Below are 19,445 nucleotides of genomic sequence, written 5' to 3'. Positions count from 1 at the left end.
TTATCCCCCTGTGGCTGGCGGACCATAAAGTGTCGCCGATGAAACGCGCAAGGCATCACGATTGGGACGCACATCATGAACGCGGAAGATATGGCCGCCCCTGAGGTATCCAAGCACCGATGTTGCCACCGTGCCCGCGACGCGCTCCTTGGGCGGCAAATCGAGCAGGTTGCCGATCATCCGCTTGCGGGATGTCCCGACCAGCAGGGGAAAGCCGAGGGAGTGTAACTCGTCCAAGCGGTTGAGGAGACTGTAGTTTTCCTCAAACGACTTTGCGAAGCCGAAGCCGGGATCGAGAATGATCTTCTCCCTGGCGATGCCGGCCTTGAGCGCAACCTCTATTGAGCGTTCCAGCCAACGCTTCATCTCGTCGATGAGATCGAGGGAGCGGTCTCTCTCTGGATCCCAATGCATGGCGATCACCGGGGCACCATGATGCGCAGCCACATCGGCGATCTCGGGATCGCGCTGTAACCCCCAGACGTCGTTGATGATTTTGGCGCCGGCCTGGATGGCCTGATCTGCTACGAGAGCCTTGTAAGTATCGATGGAAATCGGCTTGTCGATACCACGCTGCGCCAGGCCGTCGAGCACCGGCATCACGCGGTCGAGCTCTTCCTGAACGGGAACTTCCTCCGAGCCCGGCCGCGTACTTTCGCCGCCGATATCGAGAATATCGGCGCCTTCGGCCAATAGCGCGTCAACATGAGCCACAGCAGCGTCGACGGCAGAGAAATCCCCGCCGTCCGAAAAGCTGTCGGGAGTGACGTTGAGAATGCCCATGACGAGCGGATCGCGGCCCAGCTTTAAGACGCCGCCATCCATCGGGACGTCATAGCAAATATGCGTCACTGAACCGTCCCGGCCGGCACTGCATAGAGGTCATATTCGTCGGAATCGGTGACCGTCACCGAGATCATGTCTCCGGGCTTGATGCCCGTGGCGTTCTCGACAATCACATTGCCGTCGATCTCTGGCGCGTCCCATTGCGAGCGGGCGATAACCCGCTGTTCCTCGGGCTCAACGTCGTCCACCAGCACGTCGATGGTACGGCCCACCTTGCCGGCCAACCGCTCGGCGGAAACCTCTTGCAAGGCTTCCATCAGCCGTCCATAGCGCTCCTGCTTGACCTCGTCGGGGATTTCATCGAGCCCCAGATCATTGGCCTTCGCCCCCGTCACCGGCTCGTATGGGAAGGCACCGGCCCGGTCGATCTTGGTCTCCCGGACCCAATCGAGCAGCATCTCGAAATCCTCTGCCGTCTCGCCGGGGAAGCCAACGATGAAGGTCGAACGGATCGCAAGGTCCGGGCACACTTCGCGCCATTTGCGGATGCGATCAGCGGTTTTTTCCTGATTGGCCGGACGCCGCATGGATTTGAGCACCTGCGGGCTGGCGTGCTGGAAGGGGATATCGAGGTAGGGGAGAATCACGCCGTCGCGCATCAGCGGGATCACGTGATCCACATGCGGATAGGGGTAGACGTAGTGCATGCGCACCCAGGCACCCAGTTGACCGAGCTCCTCGGCCAACGTCTGGAAACGCGCTTCCACCTGCCGTCCGCGATAGGGGGAGGTCGCATACTTTAAATCGACGCCATAGGCGCTGGTATCCTGGGAGATGACCATGATCTCCTTGACGCCGGCCTTCACCAGCCGCTCGGCTTCATAGAGCACGGAGGCGATGGGGCGGGAAACGAGATCGCCCCGGATCGAGGGGATGATGCAGAAGGTGCAACGATTGTTGCAGCCTTCGGAAATCTTGAGATAGGCATAGTGCCGTGGCGTCAGGCGCAGGCCCTGCTCGGGCACGAGGTCTACAAAGGCATTCGGCACTGGGGGCACAGCGTTGTGCACGGCCTCGACGACCGCCTCATATTGATGCGCGCCCGAAACGGCCAAGACTCCGGGGTGGGTCTTGCGGATCAACTCTTCCTCGCCGCCGAGACAGCCAGTGACGATCACCCTGCCATTCTCGTTGATGGCTTCCCCGATGGCGTCGAGACTTTCCGCCTTGGCGCTGTCGAGGAAACCACAGGTGTTGACGATCACGACGTCAGCACCCTCATAGGAGGGCGAGAAGCTGTAGCCCTGAGCACGCAGGGTGGTGAGAATGCGTTCGGAATCCACCAGAGCCTTGGGGCAGCCCAGGCTCACGAGACCGATCTTGGGGGCGTTCTGCATTGGCGCGCTCATGGGCGTCCGTCAAATCCTTGCAATGGCGAGATTGCCAAAGGCGCCGGATCCTGTCCAAGGCCGGCGCCAGCGCATCTGAAACTCGCGTGAATTTTCGCGTTTCATAACGTAAAGCGCGCAAAGGTCAATCTTTGCGCGCTTCAAGCCAGCCATGATGTCAGGGCAGGGCGCCCGGATTTCAAGTCTGCTGCTCTGTCCTCGTTGAGGATTCGGCCGGCTTTTCCGTCGGCTGGGGAGCATCGGCATCGGGCATGACAGCCGGCTCTTCGGCTACCGGCGTCGGTGCAGGTTGAGGCGGGGCCGGCCGCGAGGGAGCTACTGGCGAGGGTGCTTCCGGCTCGAAATGGTCGTCCTCCTGCTCGGCCAGTTCCTCCAGTGCCTCACGCACCTCATCGATCAGGGAGGCATTGGAGCGTGCCGGCGCCGGTTCATCGGCTTCGACGGCCTGGGCGCGGAAGAACACGATTACCCCCTCGCAGACGATGCGCAACACGACGACGGCCAGGAGACCGAACACCGCAATCTCAAGCAAGCCCCAAAGACCGTTGCCGAAGCCGAAGCGGAAGCTGGAAAAGAAATGGCGGACTGCCCAGACCAGGATGCCGGCCAGGCCGAGAAGATAGAGGATGGTCACGAGCCTTGGCGCGAGGATGCGCCGAAGATTGAACAAGACATTGCCCGTGGCGAGCTTACGCAGGTCGTCGAACTGCATTCGGTTATCCTCTTGCACCAGAAATCAGAAAGCACCTTGTCGCGCTCACGGCGCCGAAGCAAGCCTCACCGGACCGAAGTGGCGCTCGAACGTTGCTTTCAACACCGAATCGACTTCGCCCATGCTCACCAGATGGCCCAGATCCTCAAAGCTCGTCACTCCGTGCTGGCTGATGCCGCAAGGCACGATGCCTGAGTAGTGATCGAGATCGGGGCTGACATTCAACGAGATGCCGTGAAAGCTCACCCAGCGCGAAACCCGAACGCCGATAGCGGCGATCTTGTCTTCGGCAAACGGCCCTTTTTCCGGCCGCTTCACCCACACACCGATCCTGCCTTCGCGCTTCTCGCCCTTGATGTTGAACGCGGCCAAGGTATCGATGACCCAATTTTCGAGCCCTGAGACCAAGCAGCGTATGTCACGCCCGCGCTCCCTGAGGTCCAGCATCACATAGGCCACGCGTTGACCGGGCCCATGATAGGTGAACTGCCCGCCGCGTCCGGCCTCGAACACGGGAAACCGGTCGGGCGCCAGCAGATCCTCGCTGCGGGCCGAGGTGCCGGCCGTATAAAGCGGCGGATGCTCGAGCAGCCAGACCGCTTCGCCTGCCGATCCTTCGGCTATGGCCCTTGCCCGTTCCTTCATCGTTTCAAGGGCCGCAGGGTAGGAAACGAGGGCGTCCGATATCATCCATCCCGCCGGCTGGCCGTCGGCTCGCTTGAGCTTGGGGGCGCTGGTGCAGGTCTGCAAGGGAATCTCGTTTAACGCTTCGCTAACCATGTCGATGGGATGCTTCACTCCGTCGTGCTGGCGGGTTCTGATTCCCGCGGTAAGCATATTTCGCAAGCCGGACCCTTCATGAATACCGTTGAAACCATCGAGATCGATGTCTCCGTCGAACTGGGCGCGGCCATCATGCCGATCCATCATCTGCTGCGGATGGGGCGCGGCGCGGTGATCGAACTCGACGCCTTCGAGAACGACCCCATGCGTATTTACGCCAACAACACCTTGATCGCCAAGGGCGAGGTCCAGGTCGATGATGGTCAGCTCAATGTGGTGGTCACCGAAAAGGTGATCAAGCCGGCCTGATTTCCGAAGACCCTGAAACTTTATCCCCAATTGCTGAAATAGCTCTTGAGGGACGGGGAACCATTTGCTACATGCAGCCTCGCTTCGCCCGAGGGCGCAAGCATTCCCCAGACAGTGCGGTCGTGGCGGAATTGGTAGACGCGCAGCGTTGAGGTCGCTGTGGGGTAACTCCCGTGGAAGTTCGAGTCTTCTCGACCGCACCATCTCTGGCCCGCTAGGCCGATCCCCTTAAAATTGCATATTGGCACGGTACCAACTGACGTGTCGTCGTAGCGGCGCTGCATTGAAAAAGCCACTCGGAGCGAGTGGCTTCATGTGTGTGCTTATGGTCGAGCGCCCTAGCTGAGGCGTTGATCGGACCGGATCTCTTCCGCCTTGCTCTTGTATTGTTGAGCGACCAGCCATCCCTTGATGGGGCGTAGTGGCGGAATGCAGGTCAGGAACAGCAGGGGCAGTGTGGTGACCAAGTGCACCCACATCGGAGCTCTGAAAGCGACTTCCAGCCATAGGCCGAAAATCACGACGGGTACGCAGCCGAACATCATCACGAAGAAGGCCGGACCATCGGCCGGGTCGGCGAATTTGTAGTCGAGGCCGCAAACGTCACAGTGATCCCGCAGCTTGAGGAAGCCGGAGAAAAGGTGACCTTCACCACAGTGTGGGCACTTGCCGAAAAGGCCGGTCTTCCAGGCGGGAATATCTGTCGTCATGCCGTTCATCTCCTTTCGGAATGTCCGATAGATAGGCGCTTATTCCCCTGCCTGCCTCTACCGCCGCGTCGCAGTGCGCATCTGTCGCATGTCTCGTATTTCACCGTTGCGCCCCGGTCCAGTAACAAGTAAGCCGCCTGCGCTACTTGGGGGCATGCGCAGGCGGCTCAGCGGCTGTTGAAGGTCAAACCAACCGCTCAAGATAACGCAGCAGCCCGCTTTCGGTTCTCTTCTGGGTGCCGCATCCAGGTGTTGCGCGTTCGCAGCAATTTCTCGTTATCGTGTCGTTGTAGGCCGCCTTTTGCCGGTAGCGGCCGAATTATGGTGAGAGAAGTTTTAACTCTTGTGGTTAATGTTTGCTCACGTTGTTGATTCCTTTGCTTGGGTAGATTTCGATGAGTCTGACGCGACGCGGGTTCCTTATCGGCCTTCCGCTTCTTCTTGCCGCGTGTTCCTCCTCCACGCGTTCCACTTCCTCCGTTTCCATGGTCAGTGCCTATGGCCCGGTCGCTGACGAGCGATTTCCGCTGCCGGGACTCAATGCCCGACTGATCAAGCCGGAGCTTCGGCGCCAGCAGGTTGACTATGAGAGCAATCATGCAGCGGGAACCATCGTGGTCGATACGCCGAACCGGTTCCTCTATCTGGTTCAAGACGGCGACAAGGCCATGCGCTATGGCATCGGTGTCGGGCGTGAAGGATTGGCTTTGCGGGGCAATGCCTATGTCGGACGCAAGGCCGAATGGCCAAGTTGGACGCCGACTGCCAATATGCTGCGGCGCGATCCCGAGACCAATGGCCCCTACCGTAACGGTATGCCGGGCGGGCTCAACAACCCGCTGGGCGCCCGCGCGCTCTATCTCTATCGCAATGGCAACGACACCATGTTCCGTATCCACGGCACCAACCAGCCGCAGTCGATCGGGCTGGCAATGTCTTCCGGCTGCATCCGCATGCTCAACCACGACATAATCGATCTCTACGAGCGCGTGCCGAGCGGTACTCGTGTGGTGGTGATCCAGGCCTGAGCCCTTGCGCGGCCTATCATTCGCTTTTCAAGCGGCCCCTCATTTCGGTGAGGGGCCGTTGTTTTTGAACGGCCGGCTGAGATGCTTGCTTCGGGGCACGCCGAACCGCCATGGCAAATCCACAGCCTTGGTAATGCCGATACGAGGCCCGACAACCACTGAGCCCTGAACCTTTGCCGGTTCGAGCATGAACGGCGACTTATATAAGCTGAGGCCGTCGTGGCTACGGTCGATTCCAAGTGCTTGCGTGAGGCGTCCGGGGCCGGCGCACAGCTTGTAAGGATCGTCGAGGCCCCGGCGAGCCGCCATGAGGTCGATACCCGCCGTTGGAGCGAGGGCGCGAATAAGAACGGCGTTGCCGGGGCGGCAGACGAAATTCACGCACCAATGAATCCCGTAGCTGCGATAGACATAGACAGTGCCCGGTTCCCCGAACATTGAGCCGTTTCGTGGCGTGGGGCCGCGGAAGCTGTGCGAGGCAGGCTCGTCGGGGGCATAAGCTTCCGTCTCGACGATCGTTCCGCCCACTCCGTCGACCAAAAACCTGGCTCCGATCAATCGGCGCGCGACGTCGACGACATCGGCATCGAAGTAGTCGGGGGCGAGGGAAGGAGGCTGGGTCATTACGTCCGTTAGATAGCCTCCCTGCATGACCTTGCAAGGGAGTGTAGCGAGAAACAAACCGAAACGTCACATTGTTGTAGCGGCGCCATGACAACGCAGCGGTGGGAAGCCGAATTGCGCAAGAGTATCGGGAAGATGGCGCGATCCGTGATGACAAGGTCAAGGCGGTGCGCTACGCCAAGTTGAGCCAAGAATCGCGCGGTCGCGCCAACCGAGAAGGAGAATTGCAATGGAAGATCCTGCATCGGCTGGTCCGGAAACCGAACCCAATTCCAATGGCATCTATGATGAGGACGGCCGCCTGCGCCAGGATTGGTTCGGCGATCTGCGCGCCGAAATCGAGGCCGGCGATGCGGCCGCGCTCAAGGCTCGCATGGAGCCACTTCACGAGTCCGAAACCGGCGATGTGATCGAGGCTCTTCCGGCCGACGATCGCGTCCGGCTGGTCATGCTGCTCGGAGATGCCTTCGACTATTCCGCGCTGACCGAGGTCGACGACTCCGTTCGTATCGAGCTTATGGAGGAGCTACCGAACGCGGACATTGCGCGCGGCATGGCCGATCTTGATAGCGATGATGCGGTCTATATCCTTGAGGATCTGGAAGAAGAGGATCGAAACGAGATCCTCGAGCAGATGCCGATTTTCGAACGCATCTCGCTCAAGCGCAGCCTGGACTTTCCAGAGGAATCCGCCGGCCGGCGGATGCAGTCGGAGTTCATCGCCATCCCGCCGTTCTGGACGGTAGGGCAGACGATCGACTATCTGCGCAACGACAGCGATCTGCCGGACGATTTTTACCAGATCTATGTCGTCGACCCCGGTTTCAATCTGCTCGGAACCATTCGCCTCGACCGCATATTGCGCACTCAGCGTGCCACGCGGATCGAAGAGATCATGAATACCCAGGTGCGCCAGATCGATGCCACGCTCGACCAGGAGGAGGCGGCACGCATCTTCGAGCGTTACGACCAGGTTGAAGTGGCCGTGGTCGATGAAAGCAAGCGGCTCGTGGGCGTTCTGACCATCGACGACATCGTCGACGTCATCAACGAGGAAGCGGCGGAAGACATCCACCGTCTGGGCGGTGTGGGTGACGAAGACATTTCGCGGACCGTTCCTGGCGTTGTGCGCAGCCGTGCAACCTGGCTGTTGGTCAACCTTGTCACGGCGACAATGGCGTCCCTGGTCATCGGGCTGTTCGACAGCACCATTCAGCAGATGGTGGCGCTGGCCGTATTGATGCCGATTGTCGCGTCGATGGGGGGCGTTGCTGGCACGCAAACCATGACAGTGACCGTGCGCGCCATTTCGCAAAAGGAACTGGACAAGAACAGCACCAGGCGCCTTATTCGGCGCGAATTGCTGGTCGGCCTCACCAATGGCGCGATCTTTGCCGTTCTCCTGGGACTGGTTACCGCGTTCCGCTTTTCCAATCCTTCGCTCGGGTTGGTGATCGGTATGGCCATGGTGGTCAATATGATCGTGGCCGGCAGTTGCGGCATTTTGATCCCTCTGGCGCTGGAAAAGCTCAAGGTCGACCCGGCGGTGGCGTCCTCGACTTTCGTGATGACGCTGACGGACGTTATCGGCTTTTTTGCTTTCCTTACCTTGGCGGGTTGGTGGTTCGGGCTTTTTTGAGGTGATTCGCTGCCATGCGTCGGACGCAAGTGAGATTTGCGCCAATGTGGCGCAAACATGGCTTGTGAAGAGTGTTCGCCGTAGTTAATTAAGCGTTACGGATGCGCGGGCCATGTCGCCCGTCGTCACGAGTGCAATAGTACAAGGAGCTTGCATGCGTAGCCAATCCAAGGCCGTATGCTGGCGAGCCGCAGGCTGGACGTGTATTGGCCTGATCTCGCTCGGTTTCATTGTCTCCGTTATCGCTGGCGCCTGATACGGCCTTTCGGCAGGGAACGGAGTCAAATAGAATGGTGGGGTGCCCGGAGACGGTCGCCCCATTTTCATTTCCCCGGATCGACATGCATATCATCAAGTTGTGCGTTGGTGTTTCTTCCATCGAGGAACTCGCCGAATGGCGCGCTCAGCGTCGCGCTCAAGGGCTGGGCCGCCCCGATGGTCTCAATGTGCACCGCACACGAATGATGCCCAAAAAAGCCGATGAGATCATCGGGCAGGGGTCGCTTTACTGGGTGATTAGCGGCGTCATCCGCTGCAGGCAGGTCATCGCCGGGCTCGAAGCAGCCACCGATGCGGAAGGGCGGACCTGCTGCAATATCCTTCTCGAGCCTGAACTGATCCGCACCACGCCCTATCCGCGCCGTCCTTTCCAGGGCTGGCGCTATCTTCTGCCCAAGGATGCACCGCCCGACCTCGGGCGCCCAGGCGAAGAAACGCCGCCGGAAGGCATGGCGGAGGAGTTGGCGCAGCTCGGGCTGATTTAAAGCCAGATCGGCCGGATTGCTTAGTTGGTCTCGGGAACGGTCGGGACTCTCATCCGTTGACTCTGCATGCCAACCAGCAACGGAGACTAGTCATGGATCCGAGAACAGACAACGGCCTGCGCGCCAGAGACCTCGACCGCCGCGAGAGCGGCAACCTCATCGGCAGCGACAAGGTTGAAGGAACTGCCGTCTACAGCATGGACAACGAAAAGATCGGCACCATCGAGCGGGTGATGATCGACAAGCTGAGCGGCAAGGTTGCCTACGCCGTGATGAGCTTCGGCGGCTTCCTCGGGATTGGCGACGATCACTACCCCGTCCCTTGGGCCAAGCTCACCTATGACGAAAGCGTCGGCGGCTATCGCACCGACATTTCCAAGGCCCAACTCGACGACGCTCCCCGCTACGATGCCGAAGATGACTTCGCGTGGAACGACCGCCAGCGGGCCATGGACGTTTACACCTACTACGGGGTTCCGCCGTATTGGATTTGACGCGGAAGCCCCTGCGAATCGTTGGCCGGTGCCCAATGGGTGCCGGCCAATTCATTTATAAAATCTAGATCAAATGCGCGCTATGCTCGTCGGAAACGGGCAAATACAGACTTGTGCGGGCGCGGCGAAGCACACACTCTGTGCGCCGCCATTGGGCGCGGAGATAACGAGAATGCAGCGAACCAACGCTCACGTGGTTGTTCTCGGGAACGAGAAGGGCGGGTCGGGGAAGTCGACGACGGCATTCCATTTGGCCGTACATCTTCTTTATGAAGGCTTTCGTGTTGCCACGGTCGATACCGACAGTCGGCAGCGCACCTTTACCGCGTATGTGCGCAATCGCAGCGAATGGGCAAAGGCGCATGGGCTCAATGTGCCCCACCCAATCCATTTCCATTTGCCGCAAACGCGCAGCGATTCCGCAGAGGAGAACGCGCGCCTGGATTTCGAGATGTTCCGGCAGTCGGTGGCTGAGGTGGAAGGAGAGGTCGACTATCTTATCATCGATACGCCCGGCTTCGATACGCACCTGGCCCGGATCGCCCACACCTTGGCCGATACTCTCGTTACGCCGTTCAACGACAGTCTTGTCGATCTCGATGTCATTGCCCGCGTCGAGCCTGATACTGGGTCAGTACTGGAGTTGAGCCACTACACGCGCCTCGTGCAACGCGCCCGGCGCGAGCGGCTCGCGATCGACGGTCGTGCCATCGATTGGGTGCTCGTGCGCAATCGGATCTCGATGTTGAACTCCCGCAATACTCGGATAGTCCGGACCGGCCTCGACAACATTGCGGACCGTGTGGGGTGTCGGGTTGCCGAGGGCATTGCCGAGCGCGTGATTTTCCGCTCGCTCTTTCCGATCGGGATGACGGTGTTCGATCCTCTCGAGTCCGGAGTTCTTGCAGGCTCGTCTATGAGCCATATCGCGGCGCGTCAGGAATACCGGCTGCTCGTTGACACACTTAATCTCGGCTTGCGTCCGGAAGCCGTTTCGCGCAAGCCGAGCCGCCTTGCAGAGGTGTTCTGAAGAGCGGTCAGACCAGCAGCGATTGTGCGCCGTCGATCCAGATCGGCGTGCCCGTGATGTGGCGTGAGGCGTCAGAAGCCAGAAAGCATACGAGATCGGCCACGTCTTCGGCCTTTCCCGGCTTGCCGCCGGTCAATGGCACGTCACCCTTGGGATATTCCGCAGGAACTTCCGCCTTTTCCACATTTTGCCGATTGGTATTCTCATCGATCTGACTCTCGATGGCGCCTGGGCAAATGGCGTTGACCCTGATGCGGTATTTGGCCAACTCGAGCGCGGTCATCTGCGCCAATGCCACCTGGCCGGCCTTGGTCGTGGAATAGGCTGAGGCGCCTGCGGTCGTGAATGTACGTGTGCCGTTGATCGAGGAGGTGATGATGATCGAGCCGCCGCGTTCCTTCATCAAAGGAACCGAGTGACGAAGCGTCAGGAAAGTGCCGCGGAGATTGACCGCTATGGTGGTGTCCCAATCTTCGATAGGGAGTTCGTCGATCGGCGCCCAGGTGCCGTTGATCCCCGCATTGGCGAACACGATATCGAGGCGGCCAAACGTTTGTTTAATTTGATCAAAGGCGGACTGCATGTCCGCTGTGTCGGAGATATCCGCATAAAGTGGCAGCACCTTGCGCCCGATACCGGCGATCTGGGCTGCCACGCTATCGACTTCTTCCTTGCTGCGGCTGAGAAGGGCAATGTCGACACCCTCGGCGGCAAGTTTAAGGGCGCTGGCCTTGCCAAGTCCCGAGCCACCACCGGTAACCAGTGCGATTTTGCCCGCGAGCGACATGCCGATCCTCCATGCTGATTGCTGGATCAGCAACGCGAAGGAGGCCTGTCCGTTCCGAGTTCGGTTGCGGCCGGTTGCGGGGACTATTCGTCCTGGGGCAGGTACATGCGCAGGGCGCGTTTTCCGTTAGGACCGAAAACGTCGACGTCGATCGAGACGCGCGGCAGCACCATTCGGCGGGTGCGGGCAGAAAGTGCCAGCACCACCGAGAGCATGTCGGACATCCTGCGCCGGACGGGCTTATGGGGCTCCAGACCGCGGATGAGTGAGCGCAAGGCTTCGCTGCGCACCGCATCATCTTGCGAGGCGAGAGGTGAGCGCGGTTCGAACCGGCCGAGGTCCGAGAGACGGGGCCATTCGCTCATTGGGCTACTCCATACACTTGCGCCAATTGTCGAGACGACCGGGGCTTATCCCTGCACGGTCAGGCAGTTGATGGATGCGGCGGCCAGGGCGTCGCACGTCGTGCGGGCTTGTGTGCGGTCGGCAAAGCCTGCGAACCGGGCGCGATAATAGGTAACCCCGTTACGCTCGAAGGTTTCCACATAGCTGCGCAGATTGGCCAACTGGTCATAGGTCCGTGTCGCCTCGGAAATCATCTGGTTCGCGCCGTCTTCGCTATCCGCCGCGCCGACCTGGACCACCCAGCCACCGGCCGGCACCGTGGCCGAGGCGTTGGTGCTCATGGGATCGACCGCCAAGCCTTCGGGGCGGGCGATGGGAGCAGGGGGGACCAACGCGCCGGGCTGTGCGGTTACGTCAGAGGAGGTGGGCCCCAGCTTCATGGTTTCGGCGATCCAGGCGCCAATCGGGTCATTGGCCGGGTACACTGGCTGTTCGGACGGCATCACGCCAGTGGCAACATAGGTTGCCTGATCCAAGGCACTGTCACCTGGACGCGAAGGGATATCTTCAGCCGACACCACCTGGAAGGGGATCGTTTCGGGCTCGTTGGGTTCGGGCGAAGAGAGTGCTGCGACCTGCATGGCCTGTTCTTCGGTAATCACCGGCAGAAGGCTCACGGGCCGGGCGGGCGGCAGGCGGTTGAGCGGCACCGCGGCACCCGCCGAAGCGACTGCAATGCCGTTGCCCAGCAGCGTCGGGCGGGGGATCATGGCCTCGCGCCAATAGTCGCCTTGGCGGGCGTCCGGAAGATATTCGCGGACCAGTTCGGCCACACGGGCATTACGCGAGGCGCCGGTGTTAAAGCCAAGTCCGATGACCACGATATGGCGATTGTTGGCGCGGGCCGCGGTCATCAGGTTGTAGCCGGAGGCGTTGATGTACCCGGTCTTGATGCCGTCCACCCCGTTCTGGCCCAGCAGGGCGTTATGGTTGCCATAGGTCTTGGACCCGTAGGTGAAGCTGCGGGTCTGAAAATAATCGTAATAGTGGGGGAAGTGCAGATAAATGGCGCGTGCCAGGGTAGCCTGATCCGCTGCCGTCGTCACCTGGCCGCTATCGGGAAGGCCGGAGGCGTTCTTGTATGTTGTGCGGCTCATGCCGAGGGCCCGCGCCGTCTGCGTCATGCGCTCGGCGAACTTGCTTTCGGTGCCGGAGATATTTTCACCGATAACGCGGGCGACGTCATTTGCCGAGAGCGTCACCAGAGCCTTGATCGCATCCTCGACCTTGATGGTCGAGCCGCTGCGGACATAGAGCTTGGTGGGCACGGCAGCCGCGGCGTGGGCCGAAACCGAGAGTTTGCTGTCCAGGCGAAGCCGTCCGGCTTCCAGTTCCTGGAACAGGATATAGAGCGTCATGACCTTGGTGAGCGAAGCGGGATAGCGAAGCTCGTTGGCGCTGTCCTGATAAAGGACCTGGCCGGTCTTGGCGTCCACCGCGATCCCGGCATAGGCGCGTGGTACGTTTTGTGCGGAAGCAGAAGCGGTCATGGCCGCAGCGGTTGTCGCGGCAACGAAAAATGCAAGAACGAAGCGCGCAAACAAGACGCGTGCGGAAGCGATACGCAGAAGGGTCGGCACCCGATACTCCAACTCTTTACTGGACCGGCACGAAAAACGCCGCACCGTTACTCATCTTTAGGGTGCGCGCGCCATCCCCCGAGGCATCCCGCACAGTCCCCAACTGAAGAGCCACGATAGGGCGGCGCGGTTACAAATCGGTAAAGTGCTTAAAACTTGTCGCAAATTTCGTGCGTCATGGTTCACACCTGATTGATCGCCTTTTCGCCCCTTAACATGACCAAGATTTTGCCTACATAATGGAGCCGTCTTGCCTTTGACGATTTGGGACGAAGACCTGTGCAAACCCTCGCTCACTCCATCGGAAATCACCTGCCGCGCGGCGCCGCTCCGTTCGCGCAGACCGTTGTGCGACCGGCTCTCGTGGCCGGCCCGGGAGATGGACGTGATCACGACGAAGATGGTGACGGCCAGACCGGCGTCGTAACCAAGACCCGGCCGAAAACCAAAAAGCCCAGCCTCTATCGCGTGCTGCTGCTCAATGACGACTACACGCCTATGGAGTTCGTCATCCTCATTCTCGAGGAAGTCTTCAACAAATCCCGTGAGGAAGCGACGCGCATCATGCTGCACGTCCACAATCAAGGCGTGGGGGAATGCGGGGTGTTTCCGTACGAGGTGGCCGAGACCAAAGTCACCCGTGTCATGGACGCCGCGCGCCGCAACCAGCATCCGCTGCAATGCGTGATGGAAAAGCAATAGGATAGGACCAACATGCCTTCATTCTCTCGCGGTCTCGAAAAGGCGTTGCATCAGGCCATGAATTTGGCTCGGGAGCGCAGCCATGAGTTTGCGACCCTCGAGCACCTGTTGCTCGCCCTGACCGAGGATCGCGACACGATTTCGGTACTGACCGGCTGCGATGTCGACATCGAAGCCTTACGCACCGATCTCGAGGAATTCATCGACGAGGAACTCGACAGCCTCGTCGTGCCCAACGGTCAGGACGCTCGTCCCACGGCCGCCTTTCAGCGCGTCATCCAGCGCGCCGTGATCCATGTACAATCATCAGGCCGTGAGGAAGTGACCGGGGCCAACGTGCTCGTTGCGATTTTCGCCGAGCGCGAGAGCCATGCGGCTTACTTCCTTGAACAGCAGGACATGACCCGGCTCGACGCCGTCAACTTTATCTCGCACGGCATCGCCAAGTCAGGCCGCGGGGCTGACCGGCCCGTGCGTGGAGCGGACGAGGGCGGTTCGGGCTTTGAGAACGATCAGGAACGCGGCGGCAGCAGCGGCCCGCAGCAGAGCTCGGCCCTCGCCGATTTCTGCATCAACCTCAATGAAAAGGCCCGGGCCGGTAAGATCGATCCGCTGATCGGCCGTGCGACCGAGCTGGAGCGGACCATTCAGGTTCTTTGCCGGCGTTCCAAGAATAACCCGCTCTATGTAGGTGATCCTGGCGTCGGCAAGACCGCCATCGCCGAAGGCTTGGCGCGCCGCATCATCGAGGGTGATGTGCCCGAGGTTCTTGAAACCGCAGTCATCTATGCGCTCGATATGGGCTCGCTTCTCGCCGGTACCCGCTATCGCGGCGATTTCGAGGAACGCCTGAAGGCGATCATGAAAGAGCTCGAAAAGAAGGATAACGTCATCCTCTTTATCGACGAGATCCATACCGTGATCGGCGCGGGAGCCACCTCCGGCGGCGCGCTTGACGCATCGAACCTTTTGAAGCCCGCTTTGGCTTCGGGGGCGATCCGTTGCATCGGTTCGACCACCTATAAGGAATACCGCCAGTTCTTCGAAAAGGATCGGGCGCTCGTCCGTCGCTTTCAGAAGATCGATGTCAACGAGCCGACCATTCCCGATGCGATCGAGATCATGAAGGGTCTACGCCCGTATTTCGAGGATTATCATAAGCTCAAATACACCGACGATGCCCTCAAGGCTGCTGTCGAGCTGTCGGCGCGTTACATCAACGATCGCAAACTGCCCGACAAGGCCATCGACGTTGTCGATGAGACCGGGGCTCGCCAGATGCTGGTGACCGAGGACAAGCGCAAGAAGCTGATCAATGTCGAGGACATCGAGGCGACCGTTGCCACGATCGCTCGTATTCCGCCGAAATCGGTTTCCAAATCCGATACCGAGCTTCTGGGTAATCTCGAAGCTAACCTCAAGCGCGTCGTGTTCGGCCAGGACAAGGCGATCGACGCCCTTTCCTCGGCCATCAAGCTGGCGCGTGCGGGTTTGCGCGAGCCTGAAAAGCCGATCGGTTCCTATCTCTTCACAGGCCCGACCGGTGTGGGCAAGACCGAGGTTGCCAAACAGCTTGCCGATACGCTCGGCGTCGAGCTGCTGCGTTTCGACATGTCCGAATACATGGAACGCCACACGGTTTCGCGCCTGATCGGTGCTCCTCCGGGCTATGTCGGCTTCGACCAGGGCGGTCTGATGACCGATGGTATCGATCAGCATCCCCATTCCGTGCTGCTGCTCGATGAGATCGAAAAAGCCCACCCGGATTTGTTCAACATCCTGTTGCAGGTGATGGATCACGGCAAGCTCACCGACCATGCCGGCAAGCAGGTCGACTTCCGCAACGTCATCCTGATCATGACGTCGAACGTGGGGGCGGCCGAATTGGCCCGCACGCCCATCGGCTTTGGCCGTGTGCGGCAGGAGGGCGACGACGAAGATGCGATCAATCGCATGTTCACGCCCGAATTCCGCAATCGGCTCGATGCGATCATCTCGTTCGCGCCGTTGCCGCCTACGACGGTCAATCGCGTGGTCGAAAAGTTCATCCTGCAGCTCGAGGGCCAGCTCGCCGAGCGTGGCATCACTATCGAGCTGACGCCCGAGGCGTCCGACTGGCTGGCGACCCGTGGCTATGACGAAAAGATGGGCGCGCGTCCTCTTGGTCGCGTGATCCAGGAATACGTCAAGAAGCCGCTGGCCGAGGAAGTGCTGTTCGGTCTACTTCAGAAGGGCGGTTCGGTTAAGGTCACTGTGGTGGGCGAGGGGAGCGAGGCGCGCCTTGAACTCGTCTCGATGCCGCCCCGTCCGGCACGGCCGAAGGCAATCACCGGGCCCAAGGGTGGCAAGAAGCCTTCACGCAAGCCCAAGCCGAAGGACGCGGAACAGAACTCCTGAACGATCAGCCGATAATTCGATGGAACCGGCGCCCTCGGGCGCCGGTTTTGTCTTAACGTCCTCGGATTGACCGTGGCGTTTAAACATGAGAATTATACTCATGTTAAATCACAGGAGACGCTTATGCGTACGCTCAAGACTTTTGCCCTGGCCACCGCTCTTGCGGTTTCGTCTGCGTCGGTGGCCGTGGCGGCCGATCATCAGATCGAAATGCTCGATCAGGGAAGTGACGGCGAGATCATGGTTTTCGAGCCGGCGTTTCTGGAGATCGAACCCGGTGACACTGTTACCTTCGTTCCGACCGATCCGTATCACAATGCTGCGACCATCGAGGGCATGATCCCCGAGGGTGCGGAACCGTTCACCAGCGAGCTGAGCGAGGAAGTGACCATCACGTTTGATGTTCCAGGTGTCTACGGTATCCGTTGCGACCCGCACTACATGATGGGAATGGTCGCCATGATCGTGGTCGGCGACCCCGTCAATCTGGAGGAAGCACAGCAGGCTGAAGTTCCCGAGGGTGCTCAGGGCCGTATCGATGCCCTTTTCGCACAGGTTGAAGCTCAATAATTCACGCTATGCAAAAAGGCGGTCGCCGTTTTGGGAACCGCCTTTTCTTTGAGCCAGTAGCGGGAACATGGGCCGAGTTTTCCCCGCAATTGTCCCCGCATTTGTTCACAGGTTTATCCACGCGGCTCACAGTTCGGCGCGGATTTTCTCGGCATGTGCGGCAAGCTCGTCGGCGTCGGCCATTTCACCGGTGTGCGATTTCAGCGCCACGCCTTCATACATGGGCAGGATGTGAAAATGCAGGTGGAAAACAGTCTGCCCGGCGGCGGCTTCATTGAACTGCATGATACGCACGCCGTCGGCCTCCATTGCTGCCATGGCAGCGCGTGCTACGCGCTGGGTCTTCTGGATAAGATTGGCGAGCACTTGGGGGTCGGCGTCGAGCAGGTTTCGTGATCCTGTCTTGGGGATGACCAGGACGTGTCCGCGCGACATCGGCATGATGTCCATGAAGGCCAGCGTATCGTCGTCCTCGAAAACCTTGTGGCTGGGGATTTCGCCCTTGATGACTTTGCCAAAAATATTGTCTGGATCGTATTCGGCCATCACATGCTCCTCTCGCTGTCCTTGTGACCTATAGCCTAATGGAGCGGAGGGACAAGGGCGCTAGCCCTTACGGAAGGGCGTATACTCGGCAAGTTCTTCGTTCTGCATCACCACCATCCTGCGTTCGTCTTCGAGATAGTCGGCAACAGCGCGCCGCAAACCGGGGTGGACCAGATGGTGGATGGATCGGGTGGTCACAGGGGCATAGCCGCGTGCCAGTTTGTGCTGGCCCTGCGCTCCCGCTTCAACGCGCCTTAGGCCATGGGCGATCGCGAAATCAATAGCTTGATAATAGCAGAGCTCGAAATGGAGGAACGGGACGTCGCGGACTGCACCCCAGTTGCGGCCGTAGAGCGTGTCTTTGCCCAGAAAATTGAGAGCGCCGGCGATGTAGCCGCTATCGTCGCGCGCCAGCATCAGCACGATCCTATCGGCCATCGCTGCGGAGATACGAGAGAAGAACTCCCGATTGAGGTAGGGCCGGCCCCATTTGCGCGAGCCGGTATCCATATAGAACGCGTAAAACGCGTCCCAATGAGCTTCCGTCAGATCGCCGCCGGTGACCCATTCGCAAACGATCCCTTCGGCCAGCGCATCGCGCCGCTCGCGCCGAATAGCTTTCCGCTTGCGCGATTGCAGCGTTTCAAGAAAGTCCTCAAAGCTCGAAAAGCCGTCGTTTCGCCAATGGAACTGAGTGTCGTGGCGCACCAGCCAGTTTGCACCTGCCGCGATTGCTTCTTCCTCTGCGGTCACAAAGGTAGCGTGGACAGATGAGGCATCCAGGCGCTCCGCCAGTGCTTGGGCCGCTTGCAGCAGCAATGTTTGCGTGTCGGTGCTGCCGTCGAGGGTCAGAAGCTTGGGGGCACTGGCGGGCGTAAACGGCACCGATGACTGCAGCTTGGGATAATACCGTCCGCCAGCTCGCTCGATGGCGTCCGCCCAGGCATGGTCGAAGACATATTCACCCATCGAATGCGATTTGAGAAACAGCGGCATCAGGCCGGTCGGCTCATCGTCGCGCGAGATGAGGATATGCTGCGGCTGCCAGCCGGTCCGAGCAGTCGCGCAACCGGCCTCTTCGAGCGCCAGGAAGAAGGCGTGATCCAGAAACGGATTGTCGGGATTGCCGGAACCGCCCGACGCAAGCGTGTTCCATGTGCTCGCTGGAACGCTGGCCGTGCTGGGGTGAATGGCGATGGTGATTTCAGATTGGTCTGCCAAGGTGCGGCCGGACAATTCAACAGGTCTGGTAGAAATAGTCCTCGCCGGCAGGAGTTGTAAGGTCGCGGTCTCGGCTGGTCACCGAGATTTGTCCGCCATAGTCGGCGCAGGCACGCCCGAAGTATGCAACATCTGTGTCGTCCGTATCAATGGTTAGAGCGCGTCGATGGCAAACTCGGCAGGGAAGCGCTTAGCGAGCATCTGGATCAAAGCCTTCGAAGACGATCTGGTCCGCGTGCTGCCGGGCCTCTGCCGCCTCGCCCCGCGACCGTATCGTCCAGCTCATCACGCGAAAGCCCAGCGCCTTGAAAAGGCGAACGGCGGGCAGGCCCAATGCCGATCGCTCGCAAGAGATGAAGTTGAAGCGCGAGCGCGGGTAATGCAGCAGATGCCGGAGCGCGAACCGGGTTCTCGCTGGCATGTCGCCATACCATTCGGGTTTGTCATAGCCATAGGTTATGATGCCTAGCAGCCCGGAGTAGCCGGCATTGCGCAGCGCGATCAACATGTGTGGGTCGAATGATTTGACCACCAGAGGTCCCTGGTAACCCCGCACGCATTCGGCAGCCCGGCTGGCGAGCGCATCGGTGTCTATAGCATTGGCCTGGTGCTTCACTTCGACGACCAGCGGTACCGCTCCGGCGATTTGTGCCAGCATCTGTTCAAAGGTTTGCGGGCAGTCGGCGGTGCTCGAGCCGGTGAGCGGAGTGACGATGAGTTCGTCGCTCAGCCGGGAGCGGACCAGTCCGGTCCTGCCGACAAGCCGCTCCAGATTGTTGTCATGGAAAACGATCGCCTCGCCATCCGCCGAAAGCTGTAGGTCGCACTCGATCCCGAAGCCGCGTTCGATTGCAGCGGCAAAGGCCGAGTGCGAATTTTCGATGATCCCCCGTCCCTTGTCATGCAATCCACGATGGGCGATGGGACGGTCGAACGGGGGATTGGCCAT

General features: G+C 60.1%; 21 protein-coding genes and 1 tRNA gene. 10 read left to right on the top strand and 12 right to left on the bottom strand.

The genetic code is table 11. The features are described 5' to 3' along the window. The 4 genes from folP to lipB all read right to left on the bottom strand — a co-directional run bounded on the left by folP (position 1) and on the right by lipB (position 3,687). Positions 1–852: a dihydropteroate synthase gene (gene folP / locus NO932_RS10530; protein WP_375142733.1), complete on the bottom strand. Its 852-nt coding sequence runs from the start codon at positions 850–852 to the stop codon at positions 1–3. Beyond that, positions 849–2,183: a 30S ribosomal protein S12 methylthiotransferase RimO gene (gene rimO / locus NO932_RS10525; protein WP_309211023.1), complete on the bottom strand. Its 1,335-nt coding sequence runs from the start codon at positions 2,181–2,183 to the stop codon at positions 849–851. Before rimO ends, folP begins: the two co-directional genes overlap by 4 nt. Before the next feature lie 190 nt (positions 2,184–2,373). Next, complete coding sequence (locus NO932_RS10520; RefSeq protein WP_309207335.1) at positions 2,374–2,907, bottom strand: DUF4282 domain-containing protein; 534 nt, start codon at positions 2,905–2,907, stop codon at positions 2,374–2,376. Positions 2,908–2,952: 45 nt separating this feature from the next. Continuing rightward, a complete protein-coding gene (gene lipB, locus NO932_RS10515) occupies positions 2,953–3,687 on the bottom strand; it encodes a lipoyl(octanoyl) transferase LipB (protein ID WP_309211022.1) in 735 nt (244 codons plus the stop codon). A 78-nt stretch (positions 3,688–3,765) separates the two neighbouring features. Between lipB and NO932_RS10510 the strand changes: the two genes are divergently transcribed. Continuing rightward, positions 3,766–3,999: a FliM/FliN family flagellar motor switch protein gene (locus NO932_RS10510; protein ID WP_309161029.1), complete on the top strand. Its 234-nt coding sequence runs from the start codon at positions 3,766–3,768 to the stop codon at positions 3,997–3,999. Between the two features lie 116 nt (positions 4,000–4,115). Beyond that, a tRNA-Leu gene (locus NO932_RS10505) sits at positions 4,116–4,202 on the top strand. 135 nt (positions 4,203–4,337) lie between these two features. Here NO932_RS10505 and NO932_RS10500 read toward each other — a convergent pair. Beyond that, positions 4,338–4,718: a DUF983 domain-containing protein gene (locus NO932_RS10500; RefSeq protein WP_309207334.1), complete on the bottom strand. Its 381-nt coding sequence runs from the start codon at positions 4,716–4,718 to the stop codon at positions 4,338–4,340. Positions 4,719–5,104: 386 nt separating this feature from the next. Here NO932_RS10500 and NO932_RS10495 point away from each other — a divergent pair, with 386 nt between their 5' ends. Then, the gene (locus NO932_RS10495; protein WP_309207333.1) at positions 5,105–5,737 is read left to right on the top strand and encodes a L,D-transpeptidase; all 633 of its coding nucleotides are present in this window, start codon (positions 5,105–5,107) and stop codon (positions 5,735–5,737) included. A 39-nt stretch (positions 5,738–5,776) separates the two neighbouring features. On the opposite strand, the gene NO932_RS10490 is transcribed toward NO932_RS10495, so the two are convergent. Next, on the bottom strand, positions 5,777–6,361 hold the full coding sequence (locus tag NO932_RS10490; RefSeq protein ID WP_309207332.1) for a DNA-3-methyladenine glycosylase: 585 nt from the start codon (positions 6,359–6,361) through the stop codon (positions 5,777–5,779). 229 nt (positions 6,362–6,590) lie between these two features. Here NO932_RS10490 and mgtE point away from each other — a divergent pair, with 229 nt between their 5' ends. The 4 genes from mgtE (at position 6,591) to NO932_RS10470 (ending at position 10,288) form a co-directional block, all read left to right on the top strand. After that, a complete protein-coding gene (gene mgtE / locus NO932_RS10485) occupies positions 6,591–8,000 on the top strand; it encodes a magnesium transporter (protein WP_309161033.1) in 1,410 nt (469 codons plus the stop codon). 341 nt (positions 8,001–8,341) lie between these two features. Continuing rightward, entirely contained in the window at positions 8,342–8,764 is a 423-nt protein-coding gene (locus NO932_RS10480; protein ID WP_309207331.1) for a DUF1489 domain-containing protein, read from the top strand. Positions 8,765–8,856: 92 nt separating this feature from the next. Continuing rightward, on the top strand, positions 8,857–9,258 hold the full coding sequence (locus tag NO932_RS10475; protein WP_309207330.1) for a PRC-barrel domain-containing protein: 402 nt from the start codon (positions 8,857–8,859) through the stop codon (positions 9,256–9,258). Positions 9,259–9,430: 172 nt separating this feature from the next. Further along, positions 9,431–10,288 (top strand): division plane positioning ATPase MipZ, encoded by an 858-nt coding sequence (locus NO932_RS10470; RefSeq protein WP_309207329.1) that lies wholly within the window; start codon positions 9,431–9,433, stop codon positions 10,286–10,288. A 7-nt stretch (positions 10,289–10,295) separates the two neighbouring features. Here the strand turns inward: NO932_RS10470 and NO932_RS10465 are convergent, their stop codons facing one another. From NO932_RS10465 to NO932_RS10455, 3 genes are all read right to left on the bottom strand, one after another. Further along, positions 10,296–11,075 carry an SDR family NAD(P)-dependent oxidoreductase gene (locus NO932_RS10465; RefSeq protein WP_309207327.1) on the bottom strand — a complete coding sequence of 260 codons (780 nt, stop codon included), beginning with the start codon at positions 11,073–11,075 and terminating at the stop codon, positions 10,296–10,298. 83 nt (positions 11,076–11,158) lie between these two features. Next, positions 11,159–11,440, bottom strand: coding sequence for a hypothetical protein (locus tag NO932_RS10460; protein WP_309161038.1), 282 nt, complete (start codon positions 11,438–11,440; stop codon positions 11,159–11,161). 45 nt (positions 11,441–11,485) lie between these two features. Further along, positions 11,486–13,060 carry a D-alanyl-D-alanine carboxypeptidase gene (locus NO932_RS10455; protein WP_309207326.1) on the bottom strand — a complete coding sequence of 525 codons (1,575 nt, stop codon included), beginning with the start codon at positions 13,058–13,060 and terminating at the stop codon, positions 11,486–11,488. 363 nt (positions 13,061–13,423) lie between these two features. Here NO932_RS10455 and clpS point away from each other — a divergent pair, with 363 nt between their 5' ends. From clpS to NO932_RS10440, 3 genes are all read left to right on the top strand, one after another. Further along, positions 13,424–13,762: an ATP-dependent Clp protease adapter ClpS gene (gene clpS / locus NO932_RS10450; protein WP_309163748.1), complete on the top strand. Its 339-nt coding sequence runs from the start codon at positions 13,424–13,426 to the stop codon at positions 13,760–13,762. Between the two features lie 12 nt (positions 13,763–13,774). Further along, complete coding sequence (gene clpA, locus NO932_RS10445; RefSeq protein ID WP_309161040.1) at positions 13,775–16,159, top strand: ATP-dependent Clp protease ATP-binding subunit ClpA; 2,385 nt, start codon at positions 13,775–13,777, stop codon at positions 16,157–16,159. Positions 16,160–16,282: 123 nt separating this feature from the next. Then, positions 16,283–16,729, top strand: a complete 447-nt coding sequence (locus NO932_RS10440) for a pseudoazurin (protein WP_309207325.1) — start codon at positions 16,283–16,285, stop codon at positions 16,727–16,729. Positions 16,730–16,855: 126 nt separating this feature from the next. Here NO932_RS10440 and NO932_RS10435 read toward each other — a convergent pair whose 3' ends face one another. The 3 genes from NO932_RS10435 to NO932_RS10425 all read right to left on the bottom strand — a co-directional run bounded on the left by NO932_RS10435 (position 16,856) and on the right by NO932_RS10425 (position 19,445). Then, positions 16,856–17,275, bottom strand: a complete 420-nt coding sequence (locus NO932_RS10435) for an HIT family protein (protein ID WP_309207324.1) — start codon at positions 17,273–17,275, stop codon at positions 16,856–16,858. A 60-nt stretch (positions 17,276–17,335) separates the two neighbouring features. Beyond that, positions 17,336–18,496 carry a GNAT family N-acetyltransferase gene (locus NO932_RS10430; RefSeq protein ID WP_309207323.1) on the bottom strand — a complete coding sequence of 387 codons (1,161 nt, stop codon included), beginning with the start codon at positions 18,494–18,496 and terminating at the stop codon, positions 17,336–17,338. 190 nt (positions 18,497–18,686) lie between these two features. Further along, positions 18,687–19,445: a glycerophosphodiester phosphodiesterase family protein gene (locus NO932_RS10425; RefSeq protein ID WP_309207322.1), complete on the bottom strand. Its 759-nt coding sequence runs from the start codon at positions 19,443–19,445 to the stop codon at positions 18,687–18,689.

The organism is Pelagibacterium sp. 26DY04 (assembly GCF_031202305.1).
Classification (GTDB): Bacteria; Pseudomonadota; Alphaproteobacteria; order Rhizobiales; family Devosiaceae; genus Pelagibacterium.
Note: the sequence above shows the minus strand (reverse complement) of the source record. Positions and strands in the feature narration are given on the sequence as shown.

What these genes read in the sequence shown, in the direction of transcription:
- rimO (WP_309211023.1), bottom strand. Translation starts at nt 2,183, where the DNA reads ATGCAGAACGCCCCCAAGATCGGTCTCGTGAGCCTGGGCTGCCCCAAG.
- NO932_RS10520 (WP_309207335.1), bottom strand. Translation starts at nt 2,907, where the DNA reads ATGCAGTTCGACGACCTGCGTAAGCTCGCCACGGGCAATGTCTTGTTC.
- lipB (WP_309211022.1), bottom strand. Translation starts at nt 3,687, where the DNA reads ATGGTTAGCGAAGCGTTAAACGAGATTCCCTTGCAGACCTGCACCAGC.
- NO932_RS10510 (WP_309161029.1), top strand. Translation starts at nt 3,766, where the DNA reads ATGAATACCGTTGAAACCATCGAGATCGATGTCTCCGTCGAACTGGGC.
- NO932_RS10500 (WP_309207334.1), bottom strand. Translation starts at nt 4,718, where the DNA reads ATGAACGGCATGACGACAGATATTCCCGCCTGGAAGACCGGCCTTTTC.
- NO932_RS10495 (WP_309207333.1), top strand. Translation starts at nt 5,105, where the DNA reads ATGAGTCTGACGCGACGCGGGTTCCTTATCGGCCTTCCGCTTCTTCTT.
- NO932_RS10490 (WP_309207332.1), bottom strand. Translation starts at nt 6,361, where the DNA reads ATGACCCAGCCTCCTTCCCTCGCCCCCGACTACTTCGATGCCGATGTC.
- mgtE (WP_309161033.1), top strand. Translation starts at nt 6,591, where the DNA reads ATGGAAGATCCTGCATCGGCTGGTCCGGAAACCGAACCCAATTCCAAT.
- NO932_RS10480 (WP_309207331.1), top strand. Translation starts at nt 8,342, where the DNA reads ATGCATATCATCAAGTTGTGCGTTGGTGTTTCTTCCATCGAGGAACTC.
- NO932_RS10475 (WP_309207330.1), top strand. Translation starts at nt 8,857, where the DNA reads ATGGATCCGAGAACAGACAACGGCCTGCGCGCCAGAGACCTCGACCGC.
- NO932_RS10470 (WP_309207329.1), top strand. Translation starts at nt 9,431, where the DNA reads ATGCAGCGAACCAACGCTCACGTGGTTGTTCTCGGGAACGAGAAGGGC.
- NO932_RS10465 (WP_309207327.1), bottom strand. Translation starts at nt 11,075, where the DNA reads ATGTCGCTCGCGGGCAAAATCGCACTGGTTACCGGTGGTGGCTCGGGA.
- NO932_RS10460 (WP_309161038.1), bottom strand. Translation starts at nt 11,440, where the DNA reads ATGAGCGAATGGCCCCGTCTCTCGGACCTCGGCCGGTTCGAACCGCGC.
- clpA (WP_309161040.1), top strand. Translation starts at nt 13,775, where the DNA reads ATGCCTTCATTCTCTCGCGGTCTCGAAAAGGCGTTGCATCAGGCCATG.
- NO932_RS10440 (WP_309207325.1), top strand. Translation starts at nt 16,283, where the DNA reads ATGCGTACGCTCAAGACTTTTGCCCTGGCCACCGCTCTTGCGGTTTCG.
- NO932_RS10435 (WP_309207324.1), bottom strand. Translation starts at nt 17,275, where the DNA reads ATGGCCGAATACGATCCAGACAATATTTTTGGCAAAGTCATCAAGGGC.
- NO932_RS10425 (WP_309207322.1), bottom strand. Translation starts at nt 19,445, where the DNA reads ATGGCCAATCCCCCGTTCGACCGTCCCATCGCCCATCGTGGATTGCAT.